We start from the raw sequence: 22,491 nt of genomic DNA on the forward strand, positions 1-22,491 counted from the left end.
ATGGCCAATACCACAGCTTCCGCGATCTCGACCGGCCTCCAGGCCTCGCGCGACCGCACCAAACTGATCCGTGACGGCCTGCGCAAGCGGCACACCACCGAGGCCATCTTCAAATGGTCGGGCGTGGGGGCCATCATTCTCGCACTAGGCTTCGTGGCGATCCTGTTCGCCGACGTGCTGGTCAAGGGCATCCCGGCCTTCACCCAGGCCAATCTGCATCTGACGGTTACTTACGACCCGGCCATCGTCAAGATCGATCCGGCCCCGGTTCGCGCCGCTGGCCAGTCGGATGCCGATTTCAACCGGGCGAACCTAGATTGGCAGCGCAAGGTTGCGCTGCTGAACTGGAACAAGGTGGTCGAAGCCTCGCTGCGCGCCGCAGCGCCGGCCGGCTACGAAATCGACAGCAAGGACCTGCTGTCCATCGCTGAAACCGATAGCCGCCACACCATCCGCGAACGCTTCGTCGCCGACCCATCGCTGCTGGGCAAGACGACCGAGATCGACGTGTTGGCGTCGGCCAATGCGGCCAACTGGATCAAGGGCAATATCTCCCGCGATGCCAGCGATGCCCAGCAGCAGCTGACACCTCCGGCTCGCACGCTGATCGATCAGTTCGTCGACAACGGTACGATCTCCAACGGTTTTGCCTGGAGCATCTTCACCAACGTCGATAGCCGCGCGGCTCCTGCCTCGGCGGGCCTGCTCGGCGCCTTCATGGGCTCGCTGTTCATGATGCTGATCGTCATTATCCTGGCGGTGCCGATCGGGGTGGCCAGCGCCATCTATCTCGAGGAGTTCGCGCCCAAGTCGCGCTGGACCGATCTGATCGAGGTCAATATCAACAATCTGGCGGCCGTGCCCTCCATCGTCTTCGGCCTGCTCGGGGCGGCGCTGTTCATCAACACCTTCCACCTGCCGCTCTCGGCGCCGCTTGCCGGCGGCCTGGTGCTGACCCTGATGACACTGCCCACCATCATCATCGCCACCCGCGGTGCATTGCAGGGCGTATCTCCGTCGCTGCGCCAGGCGGCGCTCGGCATGGGTGCCTCCAAGACGCAGATGGTGTTCCACCATGTGCTGCCGGTGACCTTCCCCTCGATCCTGACCGCGACCATTATCGGCGTGGCGCAGGCGCTGGGTGAAACGGCGCCGCTGCTGCTGATCGGCATGAACGCCTTCGTGGCTTCGGTGCCGGCGACGCCGCTGGATCAGGCCACCGCGCTGCCGGTGCAGATCTTCCTCTGGCAGGGCAATGAAAACCGCAACTTCTTTGAATCACGCACCTCGGCGGCCATCATGGTGCTGCTGGCCTTCATGATCCTGCTCAACGCCGTCGCCATCTTCCTGCGCACCCGGCTGGAGCGCCGGGCATGACGCAAAACAATTCCGGAGACACTCAAATGGACATGCTGGCTGGCAAGGTTAAGATGACGCAGACATCAGTGAATAGTGCCATGAACCCGACAGATATGCTCGAACGCCCGATCCGCCTGCATGCCAAGGACGTCACCGTCCACTACGGCGCCAAGCAGGCCCTGTTCGGCATTTCAATCGACATTCCCGACCGTGCGGTGACCTCGTTCATCGGACCTTCGGGCTGTGGCAAGTCCACGTTCCTGCGTTGCATCAACCGCATGAACGACACGATCGAAGGCGCCAAGGTTGGCGGCTTGATCGAGCTGGATGGCGAGGACATTTACGATCAGTCCCTCGACGTGGTGGAACTGCGCGCCCGTATCGGCATGGTGTTCCAGAAGCCCAATCCGTTCCCCAAGTCGATCTATGAGAACGTCGCCTATGGCCCCAAGATCCATGGCCTGGCCCGTTCCAAGACCGATCTCGACGAGATCGTGATTTCGTCCCTGCGCAAGGCGGGGCTGTTCGAAGAGGTCAAGGACCGCCTCAACGAGCCCGGCACCGGCCTGTCCGGTGGCCAGCAGCAGCGCCTGTGCATTGCCCGCGCCATCGCCGTCGGCCCCGAAGTCATCCTGATGGACGAGCCCTGCTCGGCGCTCGATCCGATCGCGACGGCCATCATCGAAGAGCTGATCGATGAATTGCGCGAGAACTACACCATCGTCATCGTCACCCACTCGATGCAGCAGGCTGCGCGCGTAAGCCAGAAGACGGCGTTCTTCCATCTGGGCAAGCTGATCGAGGAGGGTGTCACCGAAGACATCTTCACCAACCCGATCAACAAGCAGACCCAGGACTACATCATGGGCCGCATCGGTTAGGAGGCCGATCTTCGTGCCAAGCCGGGCTGCAAATGCCACCTATCTGCGCTTCCGGTGCTCACGTACCAAACGTACGCTCCGCTCCGGTTCTCGATAGGCGCCATTTTCGCCTCGGCCTGACACGAACCTCGACCTCCTAATGCCCTCCACAAATTTCGAGGATAAAGCCATGGCCACCACGTCCCCAGAACATATCGTCAGCTCCTATACCGACGAATTGACTACGCTTGCCCAGTTGATCGCCGAGATGGGCGGCCAGGTCGAAGTCGCCATCGAGAACGGCACCAAGGCGCTGCTCAAGCTCGACCGCGAGCTGGCCGATGTCACCATCATCGCCGATCAGCGTATCGACGACATGCAGCGCCGCATCGACGATATGGCAGTGTCGATGATCGCCCGCCGCCAGCCGATGGCCAGCGATCTGCGCGCCATCATCACCTCGATCCACGTCGCGTCCGATCTGGAACGGGTCGGCGACATGGCCAAGCAACTGGCCCGCCGCTCGCTCAAGCTGGAAGGCCTCAGCCTGCAGCCCACGTTCTACAATGGCGTGCGCAACATGACCAATCTGGTGCTGCGCCAGATCAAGGATGCGCTGGATGCCTATGCCAGCCGCGACGCCGAAGCCGCCATCGAGGTGTGCAATCGCGACGACGAGGTCGATGCCATGCACACCTCGCTGTTCCGCGAGCTGCTGACCTACATGATGGAAGACCCGCGCAACATCACGCAGTGCACGCATCTGCTGTTCTGCGCCAAGAATTTGGAGCGCATTGGCGACCACGCGACCAACATCGCCGAACGCGCCTATTACCTGCAGACCGGCAAGCAATTGACGGCCGACGTGCAGGAACTTCAGCGGACCCAGATCAAGGCGTAGCCGGCTGCGGCCGAGCGACCTTGGGAGCACAACAATGCCCGCAACGATACTTGTCGTCGAGGACGAGGAAGATATCTCGATCCTCCTGCGCTACAATCTTGAGGCCGAGGGCTTCCGCGTCCTGACCGCCGAAACCGGCGATCAGGCGCAGGAACGCATCCAGGATAAATTGCCGGACCTGATCCTGCTCGACTGGATGCTGCCCGAAGTCTCCGGCATCGAGTTGTGCCGACGTCTGCGCGCCCGCGAGGAAACTGCCCGGGTGCCGATCATCATGATCACCGCGCGTGGCGAGGAAGAAGAGCGCGTGCGCGGCCTTGCCACTGGCGCCGACGACTATGTGGTCAAGCCGTTCTCGGTGCCCGAACTGCTGGCGCGCATTCACGCGCTGCTGCGCCGGGCCAATCCGAACCTGGTCACCGCCGCGCTCAAGGTGGGCGATCTGGAGCTGGACCGCACCACCCACCGCGTCCGCCGCGCCACCCGCGACGTGCATCTGGGGCCGACGGAATATCGCCTGCTCGAATATCTGATGCGTCATCCGGGCCGGGTCTATTCGCGCGAGCAATTGCTCGACGGCGTTTGGGGCAATGACGTTTACGTCGATGAGCGTACTGTGGACGTCCATATCGGCCGTCTCCGCCGCGCCATCAATCGCGGTCGCGAAAGCGACCCGATCCGCACGGTGCGCGGCGCCGGTTATGCGTTTGACGAGCGGTTCGCGCAAGTGGCGTAGGGTTAGCACTAAGCGGCTCCTCCCCCTTACAGGGGAGGCTGGGTGGGGGTGTGAGAGCCCAAATCCGGCAGATACGACCCCCACCTTGATCCTCCCCCTGGAAGGGGGAGGTGTCGACTGAGGGGACTTACCTCACCCGCTCCAGATAGCGCTGCTTGCTCGGCTGCAAGTGATCGACGCAGAGCTGCGCCAGCACCCAATTATCGTGGCCTTGCAGCATGTCGATCATCATGGCGTGGTGTTGGTGCGCGATGCGCAGGGACTCCTTATCGCCCATAGTGTTGGCGCGCACCGGCAGGCTGAGCCGCATATAGAGCTCGATCGATTGCACCAGATGCGCATTGCCACAGGCGCCGAACAGCGTCAGATGGAAGCGGTCATTGGCCTCGTGCACGCCGCGCAGGAAGCCGGCTTCCATATGCCGGCCATGCTCTTGGTGGATGGCTTCGAGTTCGGCGATCAACGCGGCGGGTGCCGGCAGCGGAATCCACAGCGCCGCCTGCCGCTGCAACAGTTCGCGCACGTCGTAGATTTCCTGCACCTGTTTGGGCGTCAGCGAACGCACGGTGGCGCCGCGATTGCGTTCGCGCACCACGATGCCCATGGCCTCAAGCTGCACCAATGCCTGGCGCGCGAAGTGACGCGTCACGGCAAAGCGGGCGAGCAGCGTATCTTCGGTCAGCCGCGTGCCGGGGGCGAGACGGCCGAAGATGATGTCCTCTTCCAGCGCTCGGGCGATGCTGAGATCGTCGTGCTCGATAGCGATTTGTTCGGTTTGGGTCGCTGCGGCCAAGGTCGTCTCCACGTAACGATGCTCATCCTACAGCGATTTTTGCTGCCGGTCGAATTGGTCGGGCAAAACCGCCCAGGGCGCCTGCGCACGGCTTGCCCTGCGGCGGCCTCTGGCCGATACCGAACCATCGGCCGCCGCTCGCGGCACCATCTGGAGATCACGCATGGCAATCCTCAATGAACAGGCCAAGGGCGTCTACGTCATCGCGGTGACCCCGTTCGAGGATAATGGCGCATTGGACCTGGCGAGCGTCGATTCCATGCTGGATTTCTACGAAGGCGCCGGGGTGAGCGGCATCACCGTGCTCGGGCAATTGGGCGAGGCGCCCAAGCTGACTTCAGCCGAGTCGGCGCAAGTGGTGGAGCGCGTGCTCAAGCGCCTCGGTGGCCGCCTGCCGGTCGTGGTCGGCGTTTCGGCACCCGGCCTCGCGCCGATGACAGAGCTGGCACGGACCGTGATGGACCAGGGCGCGGCGGGCGTCATGGTGGCGCCACCCTGGACCATTAAGACCGACGATCAGAGTTTTGCCTTCTACCAGTCGGTCGGCGAGGCGTTGGGAGATATCCCGTTCGTGCTGCAGGATTATCCGCTGACCACCAATGTTACGATTGCCCCCAAGGTGATCGACCGGATCATTCGCGACGTGCCCAATTGCGTCATGCTCAAGCATGAGGATTGGCCGGGCCTGTCCAAGATTACGGCTCTCCGCGCCGCCAGCGACAAGGGCGAAACGCGGCGGATCTCGATCCTCTGCGGCAATGGCGGGCTATTCCTGCCCGAGGAAATGAGCCGCGGTGCCGATGGGGCGATGACCGGGTTTTGTTATCCGGAGATGATGGTTGGCGTTGTCGCCGAATTCGCCAAGGGCAATGTCGAGCGGGCGCATGATATCTTCGACGCCTACCTGCCGCTGGCGCGCTACGAGCAGCAGCAGGGCATCGGGCTGGCGGCGCGCAAATACGTGCTGGCCAAGCGCGGCGTCATCAAATCGGGGGCGCTGCGCAAGCCGCGGCCGGTGATGTCGGCGCTGGATGTGGCGGACGTGGAACTGCTGCTGGTGCGACAGGCACGGCGGCTGGCGGAGATTGGTGCGTAATGGCCAAAACCTACGACTTCATCATCGCGGGCGGCGGCTCGGCGGCCTCGGTGGCGGCGATGCGGCTGGTGCGAGAGTTCGGTTTTTCGGTATTGATCCTCGAACGCGGGCCGCGCGACACGGCCAAACTGATGGCCTATCCCGCCGGCTACATGAAGTACCTGGCGCGCGAGGACTTCCTCGAAATGCACCATACCGTGCCGCAGCCACAACTGGGCGGGCGCGGGCCGATCGTGCCGGTGGCCAAAGCCTTGGGCGGCGGCAGTGCGGTCAATGCCATGGTCTATATGCGCGGGCAGCGCGAGGACTATGACGGCTGGGCGGCCCATTTGGGCAACGAGACCGAATGGTCCTACGCGGACATGCTGCCGCACTTCAAAGGCATCGAGGCCAACACCAAGTTCAATAATGAATTCCATGGCATCGGCGGCAATTTACGGGTCTCAGAGCCCGGCCATATTGCCGATACCACGCAGGATTTCCTGCTCGCGGCACAGGGCCTGGGTCATGAATTCAACCCCGATTTCAACGGTGCTCGCCAAAACGGCGTTGGCATCATGCAGCACACCTATGGGCAATGGGGCCGCTACAAGGAGCGTTCGGACGCCAAAAAGGCGTTCCTCGATCCGCTGTCGGGCGATGATCGACTGAGCATCGTCACCGGCGCGCGGGTGGACAGGATTGTCATCGAGAACGGTCGCGCGGTTGGCGTCAGCTATACCAGGGGCGGCGTCAGTCATACGATGCATGCCGAGCGCGAAGTGCTGGTCGGGGCGGGGACCTATAACAGCGCCAAGCTGATGATGCTGTCGGGGCTCGGGCCGGCCGACCACCTGCGCGAGCATGGGGTGGATGTGGTGGCCGATATCGCCGGCGTGGGCGCCAATTTGCAGGATCACCATGAGGTCCCGGTCATCGCCACTACCAAAGGCAAGTCCGGCTATTTCGGCGAAGACAAGGGCTGGCCGATGGTTCGGAATGGGTTGCAGTATCTGCTGTTCAATTCGGGGCCGGTGACCACCACCGGCATCGAGGCCTGCCTGTTCTATGATCCCGACGGCGGCGAGCGGCCGACGATCCAGCTCTATTGCGCGCCCATCGTGTATCTCGACCGCGACGTATCCTCGGCCAAGCCAACTTATGGGGTCACATTCACCTCATGCCTGCTGCGGCCCAAGGCGCGTGGCAGCGTCAGGCTGCGCTCGGCGAACCCGGATGATCAGCCGCTGGTGAACTGCAATTTCTTTGGGCATCCGGATGACCTGCGGCTGACGCTGGCGTCGCTGAAGGTGGCGCGGCAGTTACTCGAAACCGAGCCGTTCAAGTCCAAGATCGCCGAGGAACTTTTGCCGGGCAGAGCGGTGCAGGACGAGGACAGCCTGACTCAGTTTGCCGGCCAGACCGTCAAGACCAATTACCATCCCTCGGGCTCGCTGCGCATGGGGCCGGATGGCGATCCGATGGCGGTGGTCGATCAGAGGCTGCGGGTGCGTGGCGTCGAGGGGCTGCGAGTCATCGATTGCTCGATTATCCCGTTCATTCCCTCGGGAAATACCAATGCGCCGGCCATGGCGATCGGGTCGAAGGCGGCGGCGATGATTGCGGAAGATCATCGATAGGGTTCAAGCGCGGAGATTGGCTTTGGGTGATCCCCACTCGATGCAACCACCACCACCGGTCTTCCCGCGGGCTTGACCCGCGGGCCATTGGCCGCTTGTGCCATGCTGGTGGAGGCCCGCGGGTCAAGCCCGCGGGAAGGCCGGTGGGTGTGAGGGGTGAAGCGAGTGGGTCGGGCGTTGAAGGTGGGTGGGTGGGCGCTTGAGGCGAGTGGGTGGGGCGTTGAAGGTCGGTGGGTGGCGGTGCCAAACACGCTGCGAGCCCCCAAATTAGAAAATGAGCGCGCCCCGGGGAGGGTGAGCGCGCTCGGAACTCCGGCAGTTACCAGTCGAGGCGAAGCAATGAGGCGCCTTGGCGGGGATCGTGGTCCGGAGTTCGATGCTGCTATTGATGAGCGTAGTGCTGGCCTGATCCCCGGCCTGGGCGACGGTCATGCCGCGTCATACACCCGCACCAGTCGACCATCGGGGCGGCTGACCAGTTGCCCGCCTGGCGCCGTCGCCAGCCTTGTGGCCAGCGCCACCATATCCGGATTGGTGGCGAGCTTACCGTCTCCGGCATCCTCGGTGGATAGTACCGAGGCCTTGAGGAGGCGCGAATAGGGATGTTCGGGGTTTTCCAGCACGGTGCGCGCGTCGCCCATTTCCACGATCCGCCCGCGCTGCATGATGATGAGCCGGTTGGAGATGTAGTAGGCCGTCGCCAGGTCGTGGGTGATGTAGATCACCGACACCCCAAAATCGTCGCGCAGGGCCTTGAGCAGGTTGACGATGGACATGCGCAGTGAGGCATCCACCATCGACACCGGCTCGTCGGCGATCAGCAATGGTGGATTGGGGATCAGCGCTCGGGCAATCGCCGCGCGCTGCAATTGCCCGCCGCTCATTTCATGGGGATAGCGCCCCTTCACTTCGGCCAGGCTCAGCCCAACCTTCTGCAAGGCTCCATCCATTGCGGCGTCGACGGCAGTCCGATCCTTTAGGCCCAAAAAAGTCCGCGCCGTGGATTCCAGATAGCGGTCGATCTGCTTGAGCGGGTTGAAGGCCTCGAACGGGTTCTGGAACACTGGTTGGACGGCCGACATGAACGCCATGCGTTCGGCCTTGGTGGCGCCGCCCACAGGCTTGCCGCGGAAGGTGATACTGCCACTCGTGGGCGTTTCCAGCCCCAGGATCATGCGGGCCAGCGTGGTCTTGCCCGATCCGCTCTCGCCGATAATGGTGAAAATCTCTGGCTTTTCAGCAGCCAGAGAAAAGCTGGCGTCCTGAACGGCAGCCGTGGTCTTGCGCGACAGCACGCCGCCCATAGCAAAAGTCTTGGAGACGTTGTCGACATTGAGCAGGGTGGTCATGCTGGCACTCCATGGGCGGCGTGCGGCGCGACCAGCGGCTTGACGTCCTGCCAACGCCAGCAGGCGGTGCGATGATCGGGCGCCACGGTTTCCAGCGGCGGCACGTCGGTCTTGCATTTGTCGATTGCGAGCGGGCAGCGCGGGTGAAAGCGGCAGCCGCTGGGCGGCGCGGCCAGGCTCGGCGGGCGGCCCTCAAGGGCGGGGCGCTGCGTGGTGTCGCCGATGCGGGGCAGGCTGGCCACGAGGTGCGCCGTGTAAGGATGCTTGGGCGCGAAGAACATCTGGCGCGTGGGGCCTTCTTCGACCAGCCGGCCGGCATAGATAATGCCCACGCGGTCGGCCATATTGGCGTGCACGCTCATGTCGTGAGTGACGAACACCACGGAAGAGCCCATTTCCTGCTGCACGTCGCGGATCAGGCTCAGCACTTCCTTTTGCACCACCACGTCGAGCGCCGTGGTGGGCTCGTCGGCGATGATAAATTCGGGACGGCAGACGGTCGCCAATCCGATGGTGACGCGCTGGCGCATGCCGCCGCTCAGTTCATGCGGATAGGCCCGCAAAACGTCGGCGGGCAGCTTGAGCTTTTCCAGATGCGCAACAACGCGATCCTCGAAGGCCCTGCCCTTGAGCCCGAGTGGCCGCGCAGCAAAATCCTCAAAGGTCCGCCCGATGCGTCGCACCGGGTTGAGCACGCTCATCGAGCCTTGCATGATGTAGCTCAGATGCCGCCAGCGGATCGCTTCGATCTGCGCGTCCGTTGCCTTGGCCACGTCCACCGGCCCGCTGGAAAAGTCATATTTCACCAAGCCGGCGACGACGCGGAAGGGTGGCCGCAAAGCCGCTGCCAGCACTTTGATAAATGACGTTTTGCCAGAAGAGCTTTCTCCCGCAATGCCGTAAATCTCGTTGCGGCGCACGGTCATGGTGATGTCGTCGACGGCGCGCACTTCGCGGTCCACGCCAAAATAGCTCATCTGGTAATAGGCCTTGAGGCCCTCGACCGTCAGGATATCGCGGCGTTTGTTGTCCTGGGCCATGGTCATGCTCCCATGCGGCGCAGGCGGCTGCGCGGGTCGATATATTCGTTGAGCGAGACGGCCAGCAGGAACAGCCCGATGAACAGCAGCACGACGATGATCACCGGGATCAGGATCCACCACCACACGCCCACCACCATGGCCGAGTGATTGTTGGCCCAGTACAGCGTCGTGCCCACGGTGGGGATATTGATATTGGTGAAGCCAAGAACAGCGAGGGTCACTTCCAGCCCGATCGACCAGATCATATTGGCCATGGTGGTGGCGAAAATGATCGGCATCACATAGGGCAGGTGTTCCTGCAGCATGATCTTGACCGGCGACATGCCGGCAAACACCGCCTGCCGGGTAAACTCGCGATGGCGCAGGCCCAGCGTCACCGAACGGATCAGGCGCGCGTCATAGGGCCAGCCGAAGCAGGCCATGACCAAAGCCAGGGTAAAGCCGTTCAGATTACTGCGCATGACGAAGTAGAACAGGATCAGGATTGGAAAGATCGGGATGGCGACGAAGATGTCGTTGATGAACATCAGGACCCGATCGACCCAGCCGCCCAGATAGCCGGCCGCCAGGCCCACGCCGATCGAGAGGATGCGCGACAGCAGCGCCACGGTCAGCCCGAAAGTCAGGGTGTTGCGGAAGGCGAAGCTAAGTTGCCAGAACATGTCCTGGCCGCGCGAATTGCTGCCGAACCAGTATTGTGCGCCTGGCGGCTGGTCGGGAATGGCGAGATAGACCTGGGTCGGATCGACCGGCGAGAAGAAGCTCAGGCCGGCGAAGATGACTATCACCGCGACCAGGATGGCGCCGATGGTGAATTCGATATTGTAGCGGACGAGGTCGCGCAGGACTGCAAACATGGACTACTCCGCCCGAACGCGCGGGTCGATCAGGGGGTGCACGAGATCGATGATGAAGATGGCACTGGCAACTGCGATCACGGCGATGCAGGACACCGCCAGAGTGGTGGCAGAGTCGCCGGCATTGACCGCGGTGACCAGAAGACTGCCCAGACCAGGATAGCCGAACACCTGCTCGGTGATGATGGTGCCCGAAAAAATGCCGCCCAGGGTCATGGCAAGCGAGGTCAATTGCGGCACCATCGCGTTGCGGATGACGTAGCTGAAGACGATGCGATTGCGCCTGACGCCACCGAGCTCGGCAAAGGTCACATAGTCTTCGGTGACGATATTGGACACCAGTGCGCGCATGCCCAAAAACCAGGTGCCGATGCCCACGATGACGAGCGAAGCCGCCGGCAGGATCGAATAGTGCAGCACCGACAGGACGAATTCAGGTGTCCAGGAAGGGCGCACATTCATCGCAAAGCCGCCGCTGATCGGCAGCACCGGCCAGAAGAAGCCAAAGACGATGACCAGCAGGAACGCGACGATGTAATAGGGGATAGGCTGCACGGCGATGGCCAGAATACCCAGCGTCTTGAGGATCTTGGAATTCTGGTAATAGCCCGCGAGGCCTCCCGCGATGTTGCCGATCAGCCAGGTCAAGACCGTCGAGACCATCAGCAGGCCGAAGGTCCAGGGCATGGCGAGCATCACCAGTTCCATGGCGGGTCGGGGAAAAGCCATAAGCGAGGGGCCAAAATCGAACGCGAGCAGGCGGCGCAGGAAATTGAAATACTGTTCGTGCAGCGGCACGTTGAGGCCGAACAATTCGGTCAACGTATCGCGCAGCGACTTGATGGCCTCGGGGCTGTAGCTGGATTGTCCGCTCACCCGGCCGATGATGGATTCAACCGGGCTGATGGGAGACAGATGCGATACCACGAAGGCGATCGAGCATCCGGCAAAGATAACGGCAAGCAGTTGGATGAATCGCTTGAGGGCGAAAAGAAGATAGGCCTTCATCGTCGGCAAGGTCCTCTGGTCAGGCGCCCGGCAAAGCCGAGCGCCTGGGGCGGGGGAGGGCGGTTAGGTCCTTGGTGCGTCGCGCTTCCGAAGCGGACAAACGCGACGCACATTTCCTAAAGGCTCTATGCGCCGGTCGGCTTCAACTGGGTCAGGATGAACTTGGAGTTCGACCAGTTGTTGACGATGTTGGCGTAAGGATTGGACTCGGCGGCCGGGAAGCCTGTCCAGTAGCGGGTGCTGTAAGCCGAGAACACGTTGAACGACATGATCGGGATCACCGGCATTTCGTCGATCATCAGCTTGATGAACTCGTTGCCCAGCGCCACGTTGGCGTCGTGATCGGTGAACTCGGTGACGCGCATCTTTTCGATGATCGGATCGAGGCCCGGATTGGTCCAACGCTGCCAGTTGCGCTGCGTCTGGCGTTCGCCAGGCTTGGCCACATAGGACGAGTGCCAGCTATCGAGGAAGAACGAGAGGTCGGGATTGCCGCCCCAGGTTTCGATCGACCAGCCCATGGCGACTTCATAATCACCCAAGGGAAGCTCGTTGCCGAAAATGTTCGGCACGGTTTCCGCGGTCGTCTGGACGCCGGCCTGCGTCCATTGCTGGGCGATGTCGGTCCCAAGGCGATTGATCACGCCATCGGGGAAGGTCTTGAGGGTGAACTTGAACGGCGTGCCGTCCGCGAGCATCCACTGATCGCCCTGCTTGGTGAGGCCAGCGGCTTCCAGCAGTTCGCCGGCGGCCGCGAGGTCCTTTTTCCACCAGCCGAAGCCGAAGGACTTGTGGATGGCCTTTTCGTCGGTCGGCACGGCGTCGCCAAATTGCGGACGAACCATTTCGGCGATGCGGGTGCCGACGGTGGCGTCGTATGGCTTGATCTTCTGCTTGCCGGTATCGAGTTCGTAGGCAACCAGGTAGTCCTGCAAGGGGCCATGGTAGTCGTCGGTGTGGGTGCCGGTCGGCGGCATGGCGATGGCCGAAAGGGTCGCCGCGCCACGATAGGAGGCCATCGACATTTCCAGCGGATCGAGCATCAGCGTCAACGCCCAGCGGACGCGCTTGTCCTGGAACATCGGGTTCTGATTGTTGAAGATCGCCATGGGCAGGGTCGGATCGGGATGGGCATAGGGGAAGCCCGGGAACCAGCCGCGAGCGGTCTGGTCCTGCTTGGCCAGCGCGAACATGCCTTCCGGCGACAGATCGTGGATCATGTCCAGATCGCCGTTGACCATCTCGATCAGGCGTTTGTCGTTGTTGGGGATCGAGCGATAGATGACGTATTTCGGCCCGGGTTCACCCCATTCGGCCATGGCGGTCTTGTCCCAATCCTTGCGCTTTTCCCAGATGTACCAGGCGCCGTTCGGATCGAACGAGTGCAGCGTGTATGGGCCAAGGCCGACCGGTGGGTTGAAGTCGTACGCCTTGACGTCGGCCTGCTTCTCGAACACGTGCTTGGGCATGATCCAGGCGCCGTTCCAGCGAACGGTGAACAGGGCATGGAAACGGGCATTGGCCTTCTTGAGCTTGAAGACGACGGTGTAGTCGTCCGGCGTTTCGACAGTGTCGATGGCGTCGGCGAAGGGCGCGCTCCAGGTCATGCCCGGATTGGCGATCTGGGTTTCCACCGTGTACTTGACGTCGGCGGCGGTGAATTCGACACCGTCGCTCCACAGCACGCCCTTGCGCAGCTTGGCGGTCATCTCGGTGAATTCGGCGTTGTACTTCCATGGCTCGCTGGCGAGTTCATTGTACATCGAGCCCTTGAGGCCATTGTCAGGGTCGATGAACCACAGGGTGTCGAGCACCAACTGATGCGTGCCGTTGGAATTGGATACGCCGTTGCCCGCAACCCACAGGTTGAAGTTGCTCGGGTTGACCGACGGGTTTTCCGGATTATTGATGATCAGCGTTTCATTACGCGGGAAATCGGTCAGCGACGGTGCCGCTGCCTCGTCCTGACCATAGGCCAGGCCCTTGGCCGCCAACATAAGCGCACCGACGGCGGTGCCCACCATAAAGCCACGTCTATCCATTTTTTATCCTCCCTTGGTGGAGCGCCATTCGGCTTCTCCGGTCGAAAGTGCCCTCCAGCACTGTGAGATCATGCTAGCGCATAAGGCGAGTAAGTCAACGTACTACGTGATATGAACCCGAAACCATGATGAACAATACGAATGGGCGCACCTTTGCCGGTGCGCCCATTGTCAGGTCGGTGGAAGCTTTGGCGCGTCAGACCTTTACGCGGACCATCTGGTAAGAATAGGGGGGCAGGCTGACGGTGAGCGTGCCGTTGTCGATGCTGGCGCCGTTGCCCTTGCGGGGCGCGACGGCGTTCTGATCGCCGGCGGTGTTGACGGCCTTGAGGTTCGGATGGGTCATGACCTGATGGTCGATGACGGTGCCCGTGCCAAAGCCCTGCAGGCTGACTTCCGTGTCGATGCTCTCGCTGGTGTGGCGATTGACGATGAAGAAGCTCAGCGTGCCATCAGCCTCGTTGTGGACGCCGGAGACGTCAACGAATGCGGTGTCCTTTGCGTGGGTCGTCTCGTAGCCGGGCGAGTTAGTGACGAGCTGCAGCGCCGTCCCGCGACCGAAGATCGAGGCGAAGTAGTAGGGATAGTAGATCGTCTGGGCCCAGGCAGGGCCGCCCTTTTCCGTCATGATAGGGGCAATGACGTTCACCAACTGGGCGATACAGGCGATCTTCACCACGTCCGAGCGGCGGATGAAGGTGTTGAGGATCAGGCCGACCATCAGCACGTCTTCGAAGTTGTAGATGTCTTCGAGCAGGCCCGGAGCATGCGGCCAGCCGCTGTTGCCATCGAGGATCTGGCGATCCTGCTTGTTGGAATGGTACCAGACGTTCCATTCGTCGAACGAAATGGTGACGTCCTTTTTCGACCGCTTCTTGTGCTTGACCTGCTTGATGGTCGCCGCCACCGTTTCGATGTAGGTGTCCAACTTTTCGCTCAGGCCGAGATAGTTGGGCGTATTGTCGTCGCGGTTGGCGAAGTACATGTGCAGGCTGATATGATCGACGTGATCATAGGTATGCTCGAGCACGATGCGCTCCCAATCGGGAAAGCTGATCATATCCGAATGAGACGAGCCGCAGACGATCAGCTCCAGCGAGCTGTCGAACATGCGCATGGCGCGGGCGGTGTTGGCGGCCAGTTTGCCATACTCTTCCGCATCCTTGTGGCCGACCTGCCATGGACCGTCCATCTCGTTGCCGAGGCACCACATCTTGACGTTGAAGGGCTCCTTGCGGCCGTTCTTGATGCGCAAATCGCTCCAGTAGGAGCCGCCGGGATGGTTGCAATATTCGAGGAAATTGCGGGCTTCGTCGACGCCGCGTGACCCCAGGTTCACGGCCAGCATCATCTCGGTGCCGACCGTGGCGCACCAGTCGGCGAATTCATGCACCCCAACAGCATTGCTGTCCGAAGTGTGCCAAGCCAGATCGAGGCGTGTCGGGCGCTCGTCGCGCGGCCCAATTCCGTCTTCCCAGTTATAGGCGGAAACGAAGTTACCCCCAGGATAGCGCACGACAGGTACATTGAGGTCCTTGACCAGCTTGGCCACATCGCCGCGCATGCCATTGGCATCGGCCGTGGGGTGATCTGGCTCGTAGATGCCTTCATAGATGGCGCGGCCGAGGTGCTCGAGGAATGCCCCATAGACACGATCGTCGATTTTCGAGATCGTGTAATCCTTATGCGCCGTTACCGTCGCCTTCATCGTATCCTCCCAGTAGTCCCGTTTATCTGATTTATATCAGTTGTCGCGTTTGTACGTGACGGGGCGTGGCGGCGCAAGCACCTGCGGGGGAGAAATTATCGACGATGTGTCAGCGTTCGGTCTCCAGCCTCAGCACGATATCCTGATCGTAATTGCCGAAGCCCTTGCCGAAAATATTGATGCCACCGGGGTGTTTGGCATCGGCCTTGACGGCAATGCGCAGGCGGATCGAGTGATGGTTTTCGAGGTCCAGGTCGACGAGCGAGATCGGTGAAATCTTCATCCCATCGACAAAGCTGCCGTCATGGGTGACGCGCCAGGATTTGAGTTTGCCGTATTGGCTGCCCTTCAGTTTCCACCAATCGGGGGTGTAGACGCCGCGCTTATCCCCGAAATCCCCCGGTGACATCCAGGTGCCGATTTCGGTGCCGTTGACCGAGAGGGTAATGTCCGAGGGCCAGTCGGCGGACGTGCCGGGCACTTCCGAGGACAGCTCCATCGAGAATTCCATGGACTCGATCTTGTTCTGCGCCAGCTTGGCATTGTTGGGGAATTGATACTCCACATATCCCCGCGTGAACCAGATCAGCCCGGTCTTCATCCGCTCCGGATCGAGGAAAGTATCGGGCACGTCGAGCAGGCCGATAATGCCCTCGCTGGAACAGAGGCCACACGGAGCCGAAACTTCGCAACTGGTGTAAAGCCCAAGCGGCATCGAGACTTCGATACCGTTGGAGCGTTGCTGGGAGATGTCTTCCTTAAACATCACCAAGACTTCATCGAAGGTCGAATGGCAGATTTTCTGGTTGCCCTTGCGGGCCTTCTGGGTTTCGGTGCGGATCAGCCCGGCTTCTTCCAATATCTGGATATTGGTGGAGACCGTCGACTGCGGCAGGTCCAGTTTCTCGGCAATGTCGTTACCGTTCATCGGCCCATGTACATGTAATAGCTTCAGTATCCGGATCCGGATCGTCGACGCCAGGCCCCGGAGAACCTCGAAATCCTCTTCGGGGTCGACGACCAGAAAGTTGCGGCTCATAGGGGACAGCTTCGCATGTGACGGATTGATAACAAATCTGTATCAGAAATTATGATTGAATCAACGGCGTCCAGCATGCCGGGTTTCGCCAGCATGCTGGATTTCTTGTGAGAGCATATCAGGGCGAAACCAGCTCCAGCGTCTGTTCGTCGAACAGGGGTGCGTCCTGGCCGGCAATGACGAACAAAATCTTGTGCGCGTTGTCATGCGCCTCGAAATACTGGATGCCGTCTGGCCACTCGCCGAGGTCACCGCATGGCGGTTCGGGGAGTTCGTCGGGGGAAGCGGACTTTTCCAGTTCAGCTGCGTATTCGGCATTTGGGACGAAGCTATATCGGCGGACGCCGGCCGGCACGGTGCCGTAATCGGCGTCTGCGGCGACGCAACGGCTGGCGGTCGCGGGATCGGTATGCTCGGCATAAATGCGGTTCAGGCCCGCTTCTTCTGTTTCGCCGTCTTTGAGATCGAAAATCTGGATCACTGGCTCGGCGTCACCGCCGTCAGAGTACTTTTCCACCACGGTGTTGCCGTCGAAATGCAGGTCGATCTTGCGGTCGCCGAAATCGCAGCGTTCGACCCAGGCGGAGAGGCCGACTTTGGCGTCGGACAGTTTTTCCCAGGCGCAGCGATCATCGGCGGGGCGGGAGGGCTCGCCGGTCTGGGCGAAGGCGGGGGCGCTGAGCAGGACGGTCAGCGCCAGCAGGGCGAAGGTGGGGAGGGCAAATTTGGTCATGGTGAATTCCAGGTTGGGTGGGCGCCTATTGGCGGGTGTCGTTAAGGTCTTTGAGCTTGTCGATTTCGGTGGTGTCGCCGTCGAAAAAGCCGGTGGCGGCGTTCCATTGGAACAGCGCGGAATATTGGTCGGTGTAGGGGGCCAGGCCCACGGGTTGGGCGCAGCCGTCCTTGGTTGGGTGACCGAGGTCGTTGATCGTCACCTTAATATCGTCATAGGGGCCAGCCGTGGGCGGCTTCTGCGTCGTGACGTCGAGGGTTTGCGTGCGTTCAAAGCCGCAAAGGAGGGTGCCGGTGCGGAAAAAGCCGCCGACGGCGTCGAACTTGCCGTTGCGCATGAACAGCAGCGTGTCGGCGCTCTGGGTCTGGCCCTCGTTGGCATAATCGCTGCTCGTGACGATGGCTTGATCCTTGGCGCCAATGCGCAAGGGTTGGCCGATGGTGACGGTATCGCCCATGCTGACATCCATGACATCGAGCAGTTTGGGAGTGGCATCGTCGCTGAAGGCCAGCAGCAGTACTGGATCATCCGGGTTGGTGCGCAGGCCGACGGCCGTCAGGATCAGCAGGCGGCTGGCGCCCTCGGATTGGATCGTGCGGGTCTCGAAGGAGGCGAAGCTGACGGTGGCGTCGAAGTGCGCGACGAAGGGTTTGCCCATGACGTGGGGGATCGGCTGGGTCGGGGCGGTGCCGGTCGCGATGGTCTCGTTGAGGCGGAGGTCGGGGACCAGTTGGCGCAGCAGGTCGGAATAGCGCAGCTCGGGATGGCCCGGCACCACGGTGTTGATGTCCGTATAGGTGAATGGCGGCGGCGCGGTCTCGGCGCCGAAGGCAGCGAGGGTGCTGACGGCTAAAGCGAGCAGCGCGGTCCAGGAGCGGTGGATGGGGAACATGAGATTTCCAGGGATGGCGCATCGGCAGCGCTGAAAGTTGTTGGCGAGCAATGCCTTGATGGATGTGAAGCCAGGCTGAACGGACCATTGGGGGGCGCGACAGGATGGCCCGACTATAGGGACTGCGCCGGCCGAAAGCTTGAGCCGGTCCAGGGGGCGTCCATGATTTTCCGTACAGCGTGCATTCTGGCTTTTGCGAGTGTCGCAATTGCCGCCAATGGGGCGGAGTGCCGACTCGACCAGGCGCACTATGTGGAGCCGGTCTCGGGCGCGACCATGCAGTTTCATCCCAAGGGGCCGGATGAGGCGGCGCAGACCATGGCGGTGTTCGATGTCGCCCTGCCCAATGTGGTCCGCACCTATGCTGGCGATATCACCTGGAACGCCGGCAACAATGCGCGGCCCGACCCGAGCATCGAGGAGTTGCTGGATATCAGTACCGTCTACGCTATCGATGGGGGCAAGGTCGGGCTGATCGACGATGTCGACATGGCGGCGCCGGCGAGCATCCTGATCGTCGATTTCGGCCGGGCGCTGCATGGCTTCAGCGCGTTTCTCGAGGCCAACCCGGACAGCCAGGCCTTCGATGTCTTCACGCTGACCGGGTGCCCGTAAATGGAACTGAAATGGCTGCTATTCGGCATCCTGATGGCCATGGACGGCTTGGTCATGGTGGCCGCGGCGACGAAATATGCAGAGGTCAAGCGCGCCAATATCTGGGCCGCGGTAGCGGGCAAGATCACCTCGTCGCGCTCGGAAGCGCGCAGGGTCGACAGAAGCTCGGGCAGTGGCCTCGACCGGACCGTGGACACCGAAATCCGCAATTTTGCGACCGTTGCCTATGAGTTTCACGCCGATGGCAAGAAACAAACCGGCAATCGGATCAGCATTGCGCATGACGTGGGCAATTATCAGGTGGCCGAGAAGCTGGCGAAGTATCCCGTCGGCGCGAAGGTTACGGTGTTTTACGATCGCAACAAGCCCACCGACAACGTGCTGGAGCGCGAGATGTCGATGCGCGGCTTTGAGATCACCTTCCTGATTGGCGCACTGGTTGCGACGGTTGCCGTGCTGGCCATGCTGATGACGGAGAATGTGGGGGCGATCGTCGCCCAGTACGTGCCGCAGGACGGGCGCACCTCGGGTGGAATTTTCGTGACGGTGATGGCCGGTTTCATGGCGCTGTTTGCCAACGCCATCTATCAGCGCGGGCAGGCGACGTTCAGCTGGCCAAAGGTGGAGGGCGTGGTCGCATCATCGCAGGTCGACAAGGTGCAAAGCTATTATCTGCGCGGCAACGGGGTCATGTACTACTGGTATATGTTTCGGTCCCGGACGGTCTACGACTACCGGGTCAACGGGGTCGCGTATAAAAGCGACCGGGCCAGTTATGGGGCGCAGACCTATGCCAGCTTCACACTGCTGGCGAAGCGGGAGGCGGAGCGCTTCGTTCCCGGCGATAGCGTCGAGGTTTATTATGATCCGAAGTCGCCCGAGCGGGCGGTGCTGGTGCGCGGTGCGCCGGGGCAGTGGCTGATCTGGGTGGTCGCGTTGGCCCTCTTTGCCGTGGCCGCGCGGCTGATCGGGTTGATCTGAGAGGCCGTCTGGAAACTCTACTTTGGCGGCCATCTGCCGCGGTTTTCTGCGCTTCCGGTGCTCACGTAACAAACGTACGCTGCGCTCCGGTTCTCGAAAACCACGGCAGCTGACTCACCAAAGCGAGTTTCCAAACGGCCTCTGCGTCGCAAGGGCTGAGCGATTATTGGCCCGGAATGCGGCCGGCAGTCTGGCGGGCGACCATCCAGCCGGGATATTCCGGAGGCAGGGCGCTGACCGTATCGAGGCGCTTGAGCTCGTCCTCGGTCAGCTTGACTGCGGTGGCGGCCAGATTGTCATCGAGCTGTTCGATGGTCTTGGCGCCGATGATCACCGACATGACGTGCTTCTGGTGCAGCACCCAGGCCAGCGCGATGCGGGCAACCGAAACGCCCTTGGCGTTGCCGATTTCGCGCATCACATCGACGGCGTTGAAGGCGCGGTCCTTGTTGACGGGCGGGAAATCGAAATTGGCGCGGCGGGAGCCATCGGGGGCATTGCCGTCGCGGTCGTATTTGCCGCTGAGCAGGCCGCCGGCGAGCGGGCTCCAGACCATCAGGCCGAGCTTCTGGTCTTCGATCAGGGGGACCAGATCGCGTTCCAAGTCGCGGCCCGCAATGGTGTAGTAGGCCTGCAGGGTTTCAAAGCGAGCCCAGCCGTGCTTGTCGGACAGGCCGAGCGCTTTCATGATGCGCCAAGCGGCCCAGTTGGAGACGCCGACGTAGCGGACATGGCCTTGGCGGACGAGATCATCGAGGGCGCGCACGACTTCGTCGACCGGGGTCAGGAAATCCTGCGAGTGGATCTGGTAGAGGTCGATATAGTCGGTATTGAGCCGCTTGAGGCTGGCCTTGACCGAATCCATGATGTGGCCGCGCGACGAGCCGCGATCGTTGGGGCCCTGGCCCATGGCGCCGGTGGCCTTGGTGGCCAGAACCACGTCGGTGCGCTTGCGGCCGGAATTGACCATGGCCTGACCGGTAATCTGTTCGGAAAGGCCTTCGGAATAGACGTCGGCTGTGTCGATGAAGTTGACGCCAGCATCGAGCGCGCGGGCGACGATGCCATCAGCCATCTTCTGATCGAGCTGGCCAATATTGCTCCAGATGCCGCCGCCGGTGCCGCCAAAAGTCATGGTGCCGAGGCAGATTTCGGAAACGAGCAAGCCCGTCCCGCCTAAAGGTTTGTATCGCATTGCGAATTCCGATCTGAATGGGTCTCGCGCGCGGCTGGAGAAGCGGCGGGCGAGACCTATCTTAGCATTGAATTCGGCTTTTGCGCTAGGTGGGGCCGGCCGGGACGAACCCGGCCGGACGACAATCAGGCGGCGATGCTGGTGACGCCGTAGCGTGAGGCCGGGCGGTTGGCCACGAGCCCTGACAGCAGCTTGGTCCGCGCCTCGACGACGCGCGCATAGTCGCTATCGCCATGTTGGGCCGGGATGGTCACGAGCTCCTTGTTATCCATGCCTGCAAGGGCCGCATCGACCAGGTCTTCCACTTCCATGATCTGCTCATCGGGAATGCCGGCACCGTTGCCGATCATCGGCGTGCGGGTATAGCCGGGCAGGACGGCCTGAACCTGAACACCCTGCGGCGCCAATTCAAGATCGAGCGAATGGGTGAAGCTGAGGACATAGGCCTTGGTGGCGCCGTAAGCGGCAGTCTGGGGCGTGTCGAGCAAGGCCAGCAGCGAGCTCAGGTTGACGATGATGCCACGCTTGCGCTGGGCGAAACCGGCGGCGGCCGCGGCGGCAAGGCGGGTGAGCGCGGTGACGTTGATGTCGAGCATGGTTTCCAGCTCGTCCACATTGGCCTGGGCCAGTGGGCCGCCGCCAAGGATCACGCCGGCATTGTTGACGAACAGCGTGATGGCGGCGTCGTCGCGCAGGCGGGCCTCGACCACCTTGCGGTCGGCGGCGTTGCCCAGTTCGGCGCTAATGGTTTCGACCTTGCGGCCGGTTTCGGTGCTGAGGCGCGTGGCGAGGGCCGTGAGACGCTCCACATTGCGGGCGACCAGAATGAGGTCATAGCCGCGCTTGGCGAGGCGGTCGGCATAGACTTCGCCGATGCCGGAGGACGCGCCGGTGATCAGGGCGGTGCCGAGGGAAGGATTGGACATGGAAATTCTCCGTTAAGCCCAGCGCCAGCCGGAGCGGCGCGATACCGGACGGCTCGTCCGGCTGCCTTTAGATTATGATCATCATCTAAATCGACAAGGGGTGAGGTCGGATATTTTTCGGGCTATTCCGGTTTTGGCGAAACGGCCTGCAGAGCAGCACTCAGCAGGTCGTCGGAAACGGCAGTGCCACGGGTCGCGCGGGAGAGCAGCAGGGCGCCGACCATGGTGGACAGCGTGACCAGCGCCTGCTGGTGGTCTTCGGCGGATGGGTTGCCCCGGACGGCTTCTAGCTTGTCCATCGTCTGCTCGAGACCTTGGACATAGGCCTGTTGCGCTACGCAGCCCGGCGCCGCGCGGGCAACGTCGCCCGCCAGGGCCGAGGTGGCGCAACCGCCGCCGGGGTCGTCGCGGTGGGCCGGGGAGAGATACGTGGCGAAAAACTCGCGCAACGCGCCTTCCGGATCGGCGGGATGGTTGGTCGTGGCGGTTTCCAGGAAATCGTCGACCGTCGAAAAGGCACGCGCAAAGGCCAGCGGCGCCAGCGCTTCCTTGGAGGCAAAGTGGCGGTAGAAGCCGCCATGGGTCAGGCCGACTTCGGCCATCAGATCGGGTACGCTGACGCTGTCGAAGCCTTTTTCGCGCACGAGTCTCGCGGCGGCGTCGATGATGGCTTCGCGATGTTTTTCCGTATCCTGGCGCGATGAGCGCATGGCTTGTTCCTCAATCCGGCCACCATGAT

Annotated in this window: 21 protein-coding genes and 1 pseudogene; 8 read left to right on the forward strand and 14 right to left on the reverse strand. The window is 62.0% G+C overall.

All coding sequences use genetic code 11. The features are described from left to right. From pstA to phoB, 4 genes are all read left to right on the forward strand, one after another. On the forward strand, positions 1-1,377 hold the full coding sequence (gene pstA, locus ABIB57_RS11740; RefSeq protein ID WP_354040976.1) for a phosphate ABC transporter permease PstA: 1,377 nt from the start codon (positions 1-3) through the stop codon (positions 1,375-1,377). A gap of 80 nt (positions 1,378-1,457) precedes the next feature. Further along, positions 1,458-2,240 carry a phosphate ABC transporter ATP-binding protein PstB gene (gene pstB, locus ABIB57_RS11745; RefSeq protein WP_354040978.1) on the forward strand — a complete coding sequence of 261 codons (783 nt, stop codon included), beginning with the start codon at positions 1,458-1,460 and terminating at the stop codon, positions 2,238-2,240. A 169-nt stretch (positions 2,241-2,409) separates the two neighbouring features. Then, positions 2,410-3,120 carry a phosphate signaling complex protein PhoU gene (gene phoU, locus ABIB57_RS11750; RefSeq protein WP_299733254.1) on the forward strand — a complete coding sequence of 237 codons (711 nt, stop codon included), beginning with the start codon at positions 2,410-2,412 and terminating at the stop codon, positions 3,118-3,120. 34 nt (positions 3,121-3,154) lie between these two features. Continuing rightward, on the forward strand, positions 3,155-3,856 hold the full coding sequence (gene phoB / locus ABIB57_RS11755) for a phosphate regulon transcriptional regulator PhoB (RefSeq protein WP_299733256.1): 702 nt from the start codon (positions 3,155-3,157) through the stop codon (positions 3,854-3,856). 127 nt (positions 3,857-3,983) lie between these two features. Here phoB and ABIB57_RS11760 read toward each other — a convergent pair whose 3' ends face one another. Then, on the reverse strand, positions 3,984-4,649 hold the full coding sequence (locus ABIB57_RS11760; RefSeq protein ID WP_354040981.1) for a GntR family transcriptional regulator: 666 nt from the start codon (positions 4,647-4,649) through the stop codon (positions 3,984-3,986). Between the two features lie 163 nt (positions 4,650-4,812). On the opposite strand from ABIB57_RS11760, the gene ABIB57_RS11765 reads away from it, so the two are divergent. Further along, positions 4,813-5,745: a dihydrodipicolinate synthase family protein gene (locus tag ABIB57_RS11765; protein WP_354040983.1), complete on the forward strand. Its 933-nt coding sequence runs from the start codon at positions 4,813-4,815 to the stop codon at positions 5,743-5,745. Beyond that, positions 5,745-7,364: a GMC family oxidoreductase gene (locus tag ABIB57_RS11770; protein ID WP_354040985.1), complete on the forward strand. Its 1,620-nt coding sequence runs from the start codon at positions 5,745-5,747 to the stop codon at positions 7,362-7,364. The genes ABIB57_RS11765 and ABIB57_RS11770 overlap by 1 nt, the downstream gene beginning before the upstream one ends. A gap of 428 nt (positions 7,365-7,792) precedes the next feature. On the opposite strand, the gene ABIB57_RS11775 is transcribed toward ABIB57_RS11770, so the two are convergent. From ABIB57_RS11775 to ABIB57_RS11820, 10 genes and pseudogenes are all read right to left on the reverse strand, one after another. Beyond that, positions 7,793-8,713, reverse strand: a complete 921-nt coding sequence (locus ABIB57_RS11775) for an ABC transporter ATP-binding protein (protein ID WP_354040987.1) — start codon at positions 8,711-8,713, stop codon at positions 7,793-7,795. After that, positions 8,710-9,759 (reverse strand): ABC transporter ATP-binding protein, encoded by a 1,050-nt coding sequence (locus ABIB57_RS11780; protein WP_354040989.1) that lies wholly within the window; start codon positions 9,757-9,759, stop codon positions 8,710-8,712. Before ABIB57_RS11780 ends, ABIB57_RS11775 begins: the two co-directional genes overlap by 4 nt. Continuing rightward, the gene (locus ABIB57_RS11785) at positions 9,756-10,613 is read right to left on the reverse strand and encodes an ABC transporter permease (RefSeq protein ID WP_354040991.1); all 858 of its coding nucleotides are present in this window, start codon (positions 10,611-10,613) and stop codon (positions 9,756-9,758) included. The genes ABIB57_RS11780 and ABIB57_RS11785 overlap by 4 nt, the downstream gene beginning before the upstream one ends. 3 nt (positions 10,614-10,616) lie before the next feature. After that, positions 10,617-11,621, reverse strand: coding sequence for an ABC transporter permease (locus tag ABIB57_RS11790; RefSeq protein ID WP_354040993.1), 1,005 nt, complete (start codon positions 11,619-11,621; stop codon positions 10,617-10,619). A gap of 125 nt (positions 11,622-11,746) precedes the next feature. Then, positions 11,747-13,600 carry an ABC transporter substrate-binding protein gene (locus ABIB57_RS11795; RefSeq protein ID WP_502914386.1) on the reverse strand — a complete coding sequence of 618 codons (1,854 nt, stop codon included), beginning with the start codon at positions 13,598-13,600 and terminating at the stop codon, positions 11,747-11,749. Next, a pseudogene (locus tag ABIB57_RS11800) lies at positions 13,561-13,668 on the reverse strand (hypothetical protein); the annotation flags it as partial. The gene ABIB57_RS11795 and the pseudogene ABIB57_RS11800, both read right to left, overlap by 40 nt. Before the next feature lie 191 nt (positions 13,669-13,859). Further along, entirely contained in the window at positions 13,860-15,371 is a 1,512-nt protein-coding gene (gene arfA, locus ABIB57_RS11805; protein WP_354040995.1) for an arabinosylfuranosidase ArfA, read from the reverse strand. 109 nt (positions 15,372-15,480) lie between these two features. Next, positions 15,481-16,410 carry an ArsR/SmtB family transcription factor gene (locus tag ABIB57_RS11810; RefSeq protein ID WP_354040997.1) on the reverse strand — a complete coding sequence of 310 codons (930 nt, stop codon included), beginning with the start codon at positions 16,408-16,410 and terminating at the stop codon, positions 15,481-15,483. Between the two features lie 118 nt (positions 16,411-16,528). Then, positions 16,529-17,143, reverse strand: a complete 615-nt coding sequence (locus ABIB57_RS11815) for a hypothetical protein (protein ID WP_354040999.1) — start codon at positions 17,141-17,143, stop codon at positions 16,529-16,531. Between the two features lie 25 nt (positions 17,144-17,168). Beyond that, complete coding sequence (locus ABIB57_RS11820; RefSeq protein ID WP_354041001.1) at positions 17,169-18,035, reverse strand: hypothetical protein; 867 nt, start codon at positions 18,033-18,035, stop codon at positions 17,169-17,171. A gap of 162 nt (positions 18,036-18,197) precedes the next feature. On the opposite strand from ABIB57_RS11820, the gene ABIB57_RS11825 reads away from it, so the two are divergent. Together ABIB57_RS11825 and ABIB57_RS11830 are read left to right on the forward strand one after the other, a co-directional pair. Then, positions 18,198-18,650 carry a hypothetical protein gene (locus ABIB57_RS11825; RefSeq protein WP_354041003.1) on the forward strand — a complete coding sequence of 151 codons (453 nt, stop codon included), beginning with the start codon at positions 18,198-18,200 and terminating at the stop codon, positions 18,648-18,650. Then, positions 18,651-19,631, forward strand: a complete 981-nt coding sequence (locus tag ABIB57_RS11830; RefSeq protein ID WP_354041004.1) for a DUF3592 domain-containing protein — start codon at positions 18,651-18,653, stop codon at positions 19,629-19,631. A 163-nt stretch (positions 19,632-19,794) separates the two neighbouring features. On the opposite strand, the gene ABIB57_RS11835 is transcribed toward ABIB57_RS11830, so the two are convergent. The 3 genes from ABIB57_RS11835 to ABIB57_RS11845 all read right to left on the reverse strand — a co-directional run bounded on the left by ABIB57_RS11835 (position 19,795) and on the right by ABIB57_RS11845 (position 22,462). Then, positions 19,795-20,826 carry an aldo/keto reductase gene (locus tag ABIB57_RS11835; RefSeq protein ID WP_354041005.1) on the reverse strand — a complete coding sequence of 344 codons (1,032 nt, stop codon included), beginning with the start codon at positions 20,824-20,826 and terminating at the stop codon, positions 19,795-19,797. Between the two features lie 125 nt (positions 20,827-20,951). Beyond that, on the reverse strand, positions 20,952-21,752 hold the full coding sequence (locus ABIB57_RS11840; protein WP_354041006.1) for an SDR family NAD(P)-dependent oxidoreductase: 801 nt from the start codon (positions 21,750-21,752) through the stop codon (positions 20,952-20,954). Between the two features lie 122 nt (positions 21,753-21,874). Further along, positions 21,875-22,462, reverse strand: coding sequence for a TetR/AcrR family transcriptional regulator (locus ABIB57_RS11845; RefSeq protein WP_354041008.1), 588 nt, complete (start codon positions 22,460-22,462; stop codon positions 21,875-21,877). Positions 22,463-22,491 lie beyond the last annotated feature (29 nt).

It is taken from the genome of Devosia sp. UYZn731 (genome assembly GCF_040546795.1).
GTDB lineage: Bacteria > Pseudomonadota > Alphaproteobacteria > Rhizobiales > Devosiaceae > Devosia.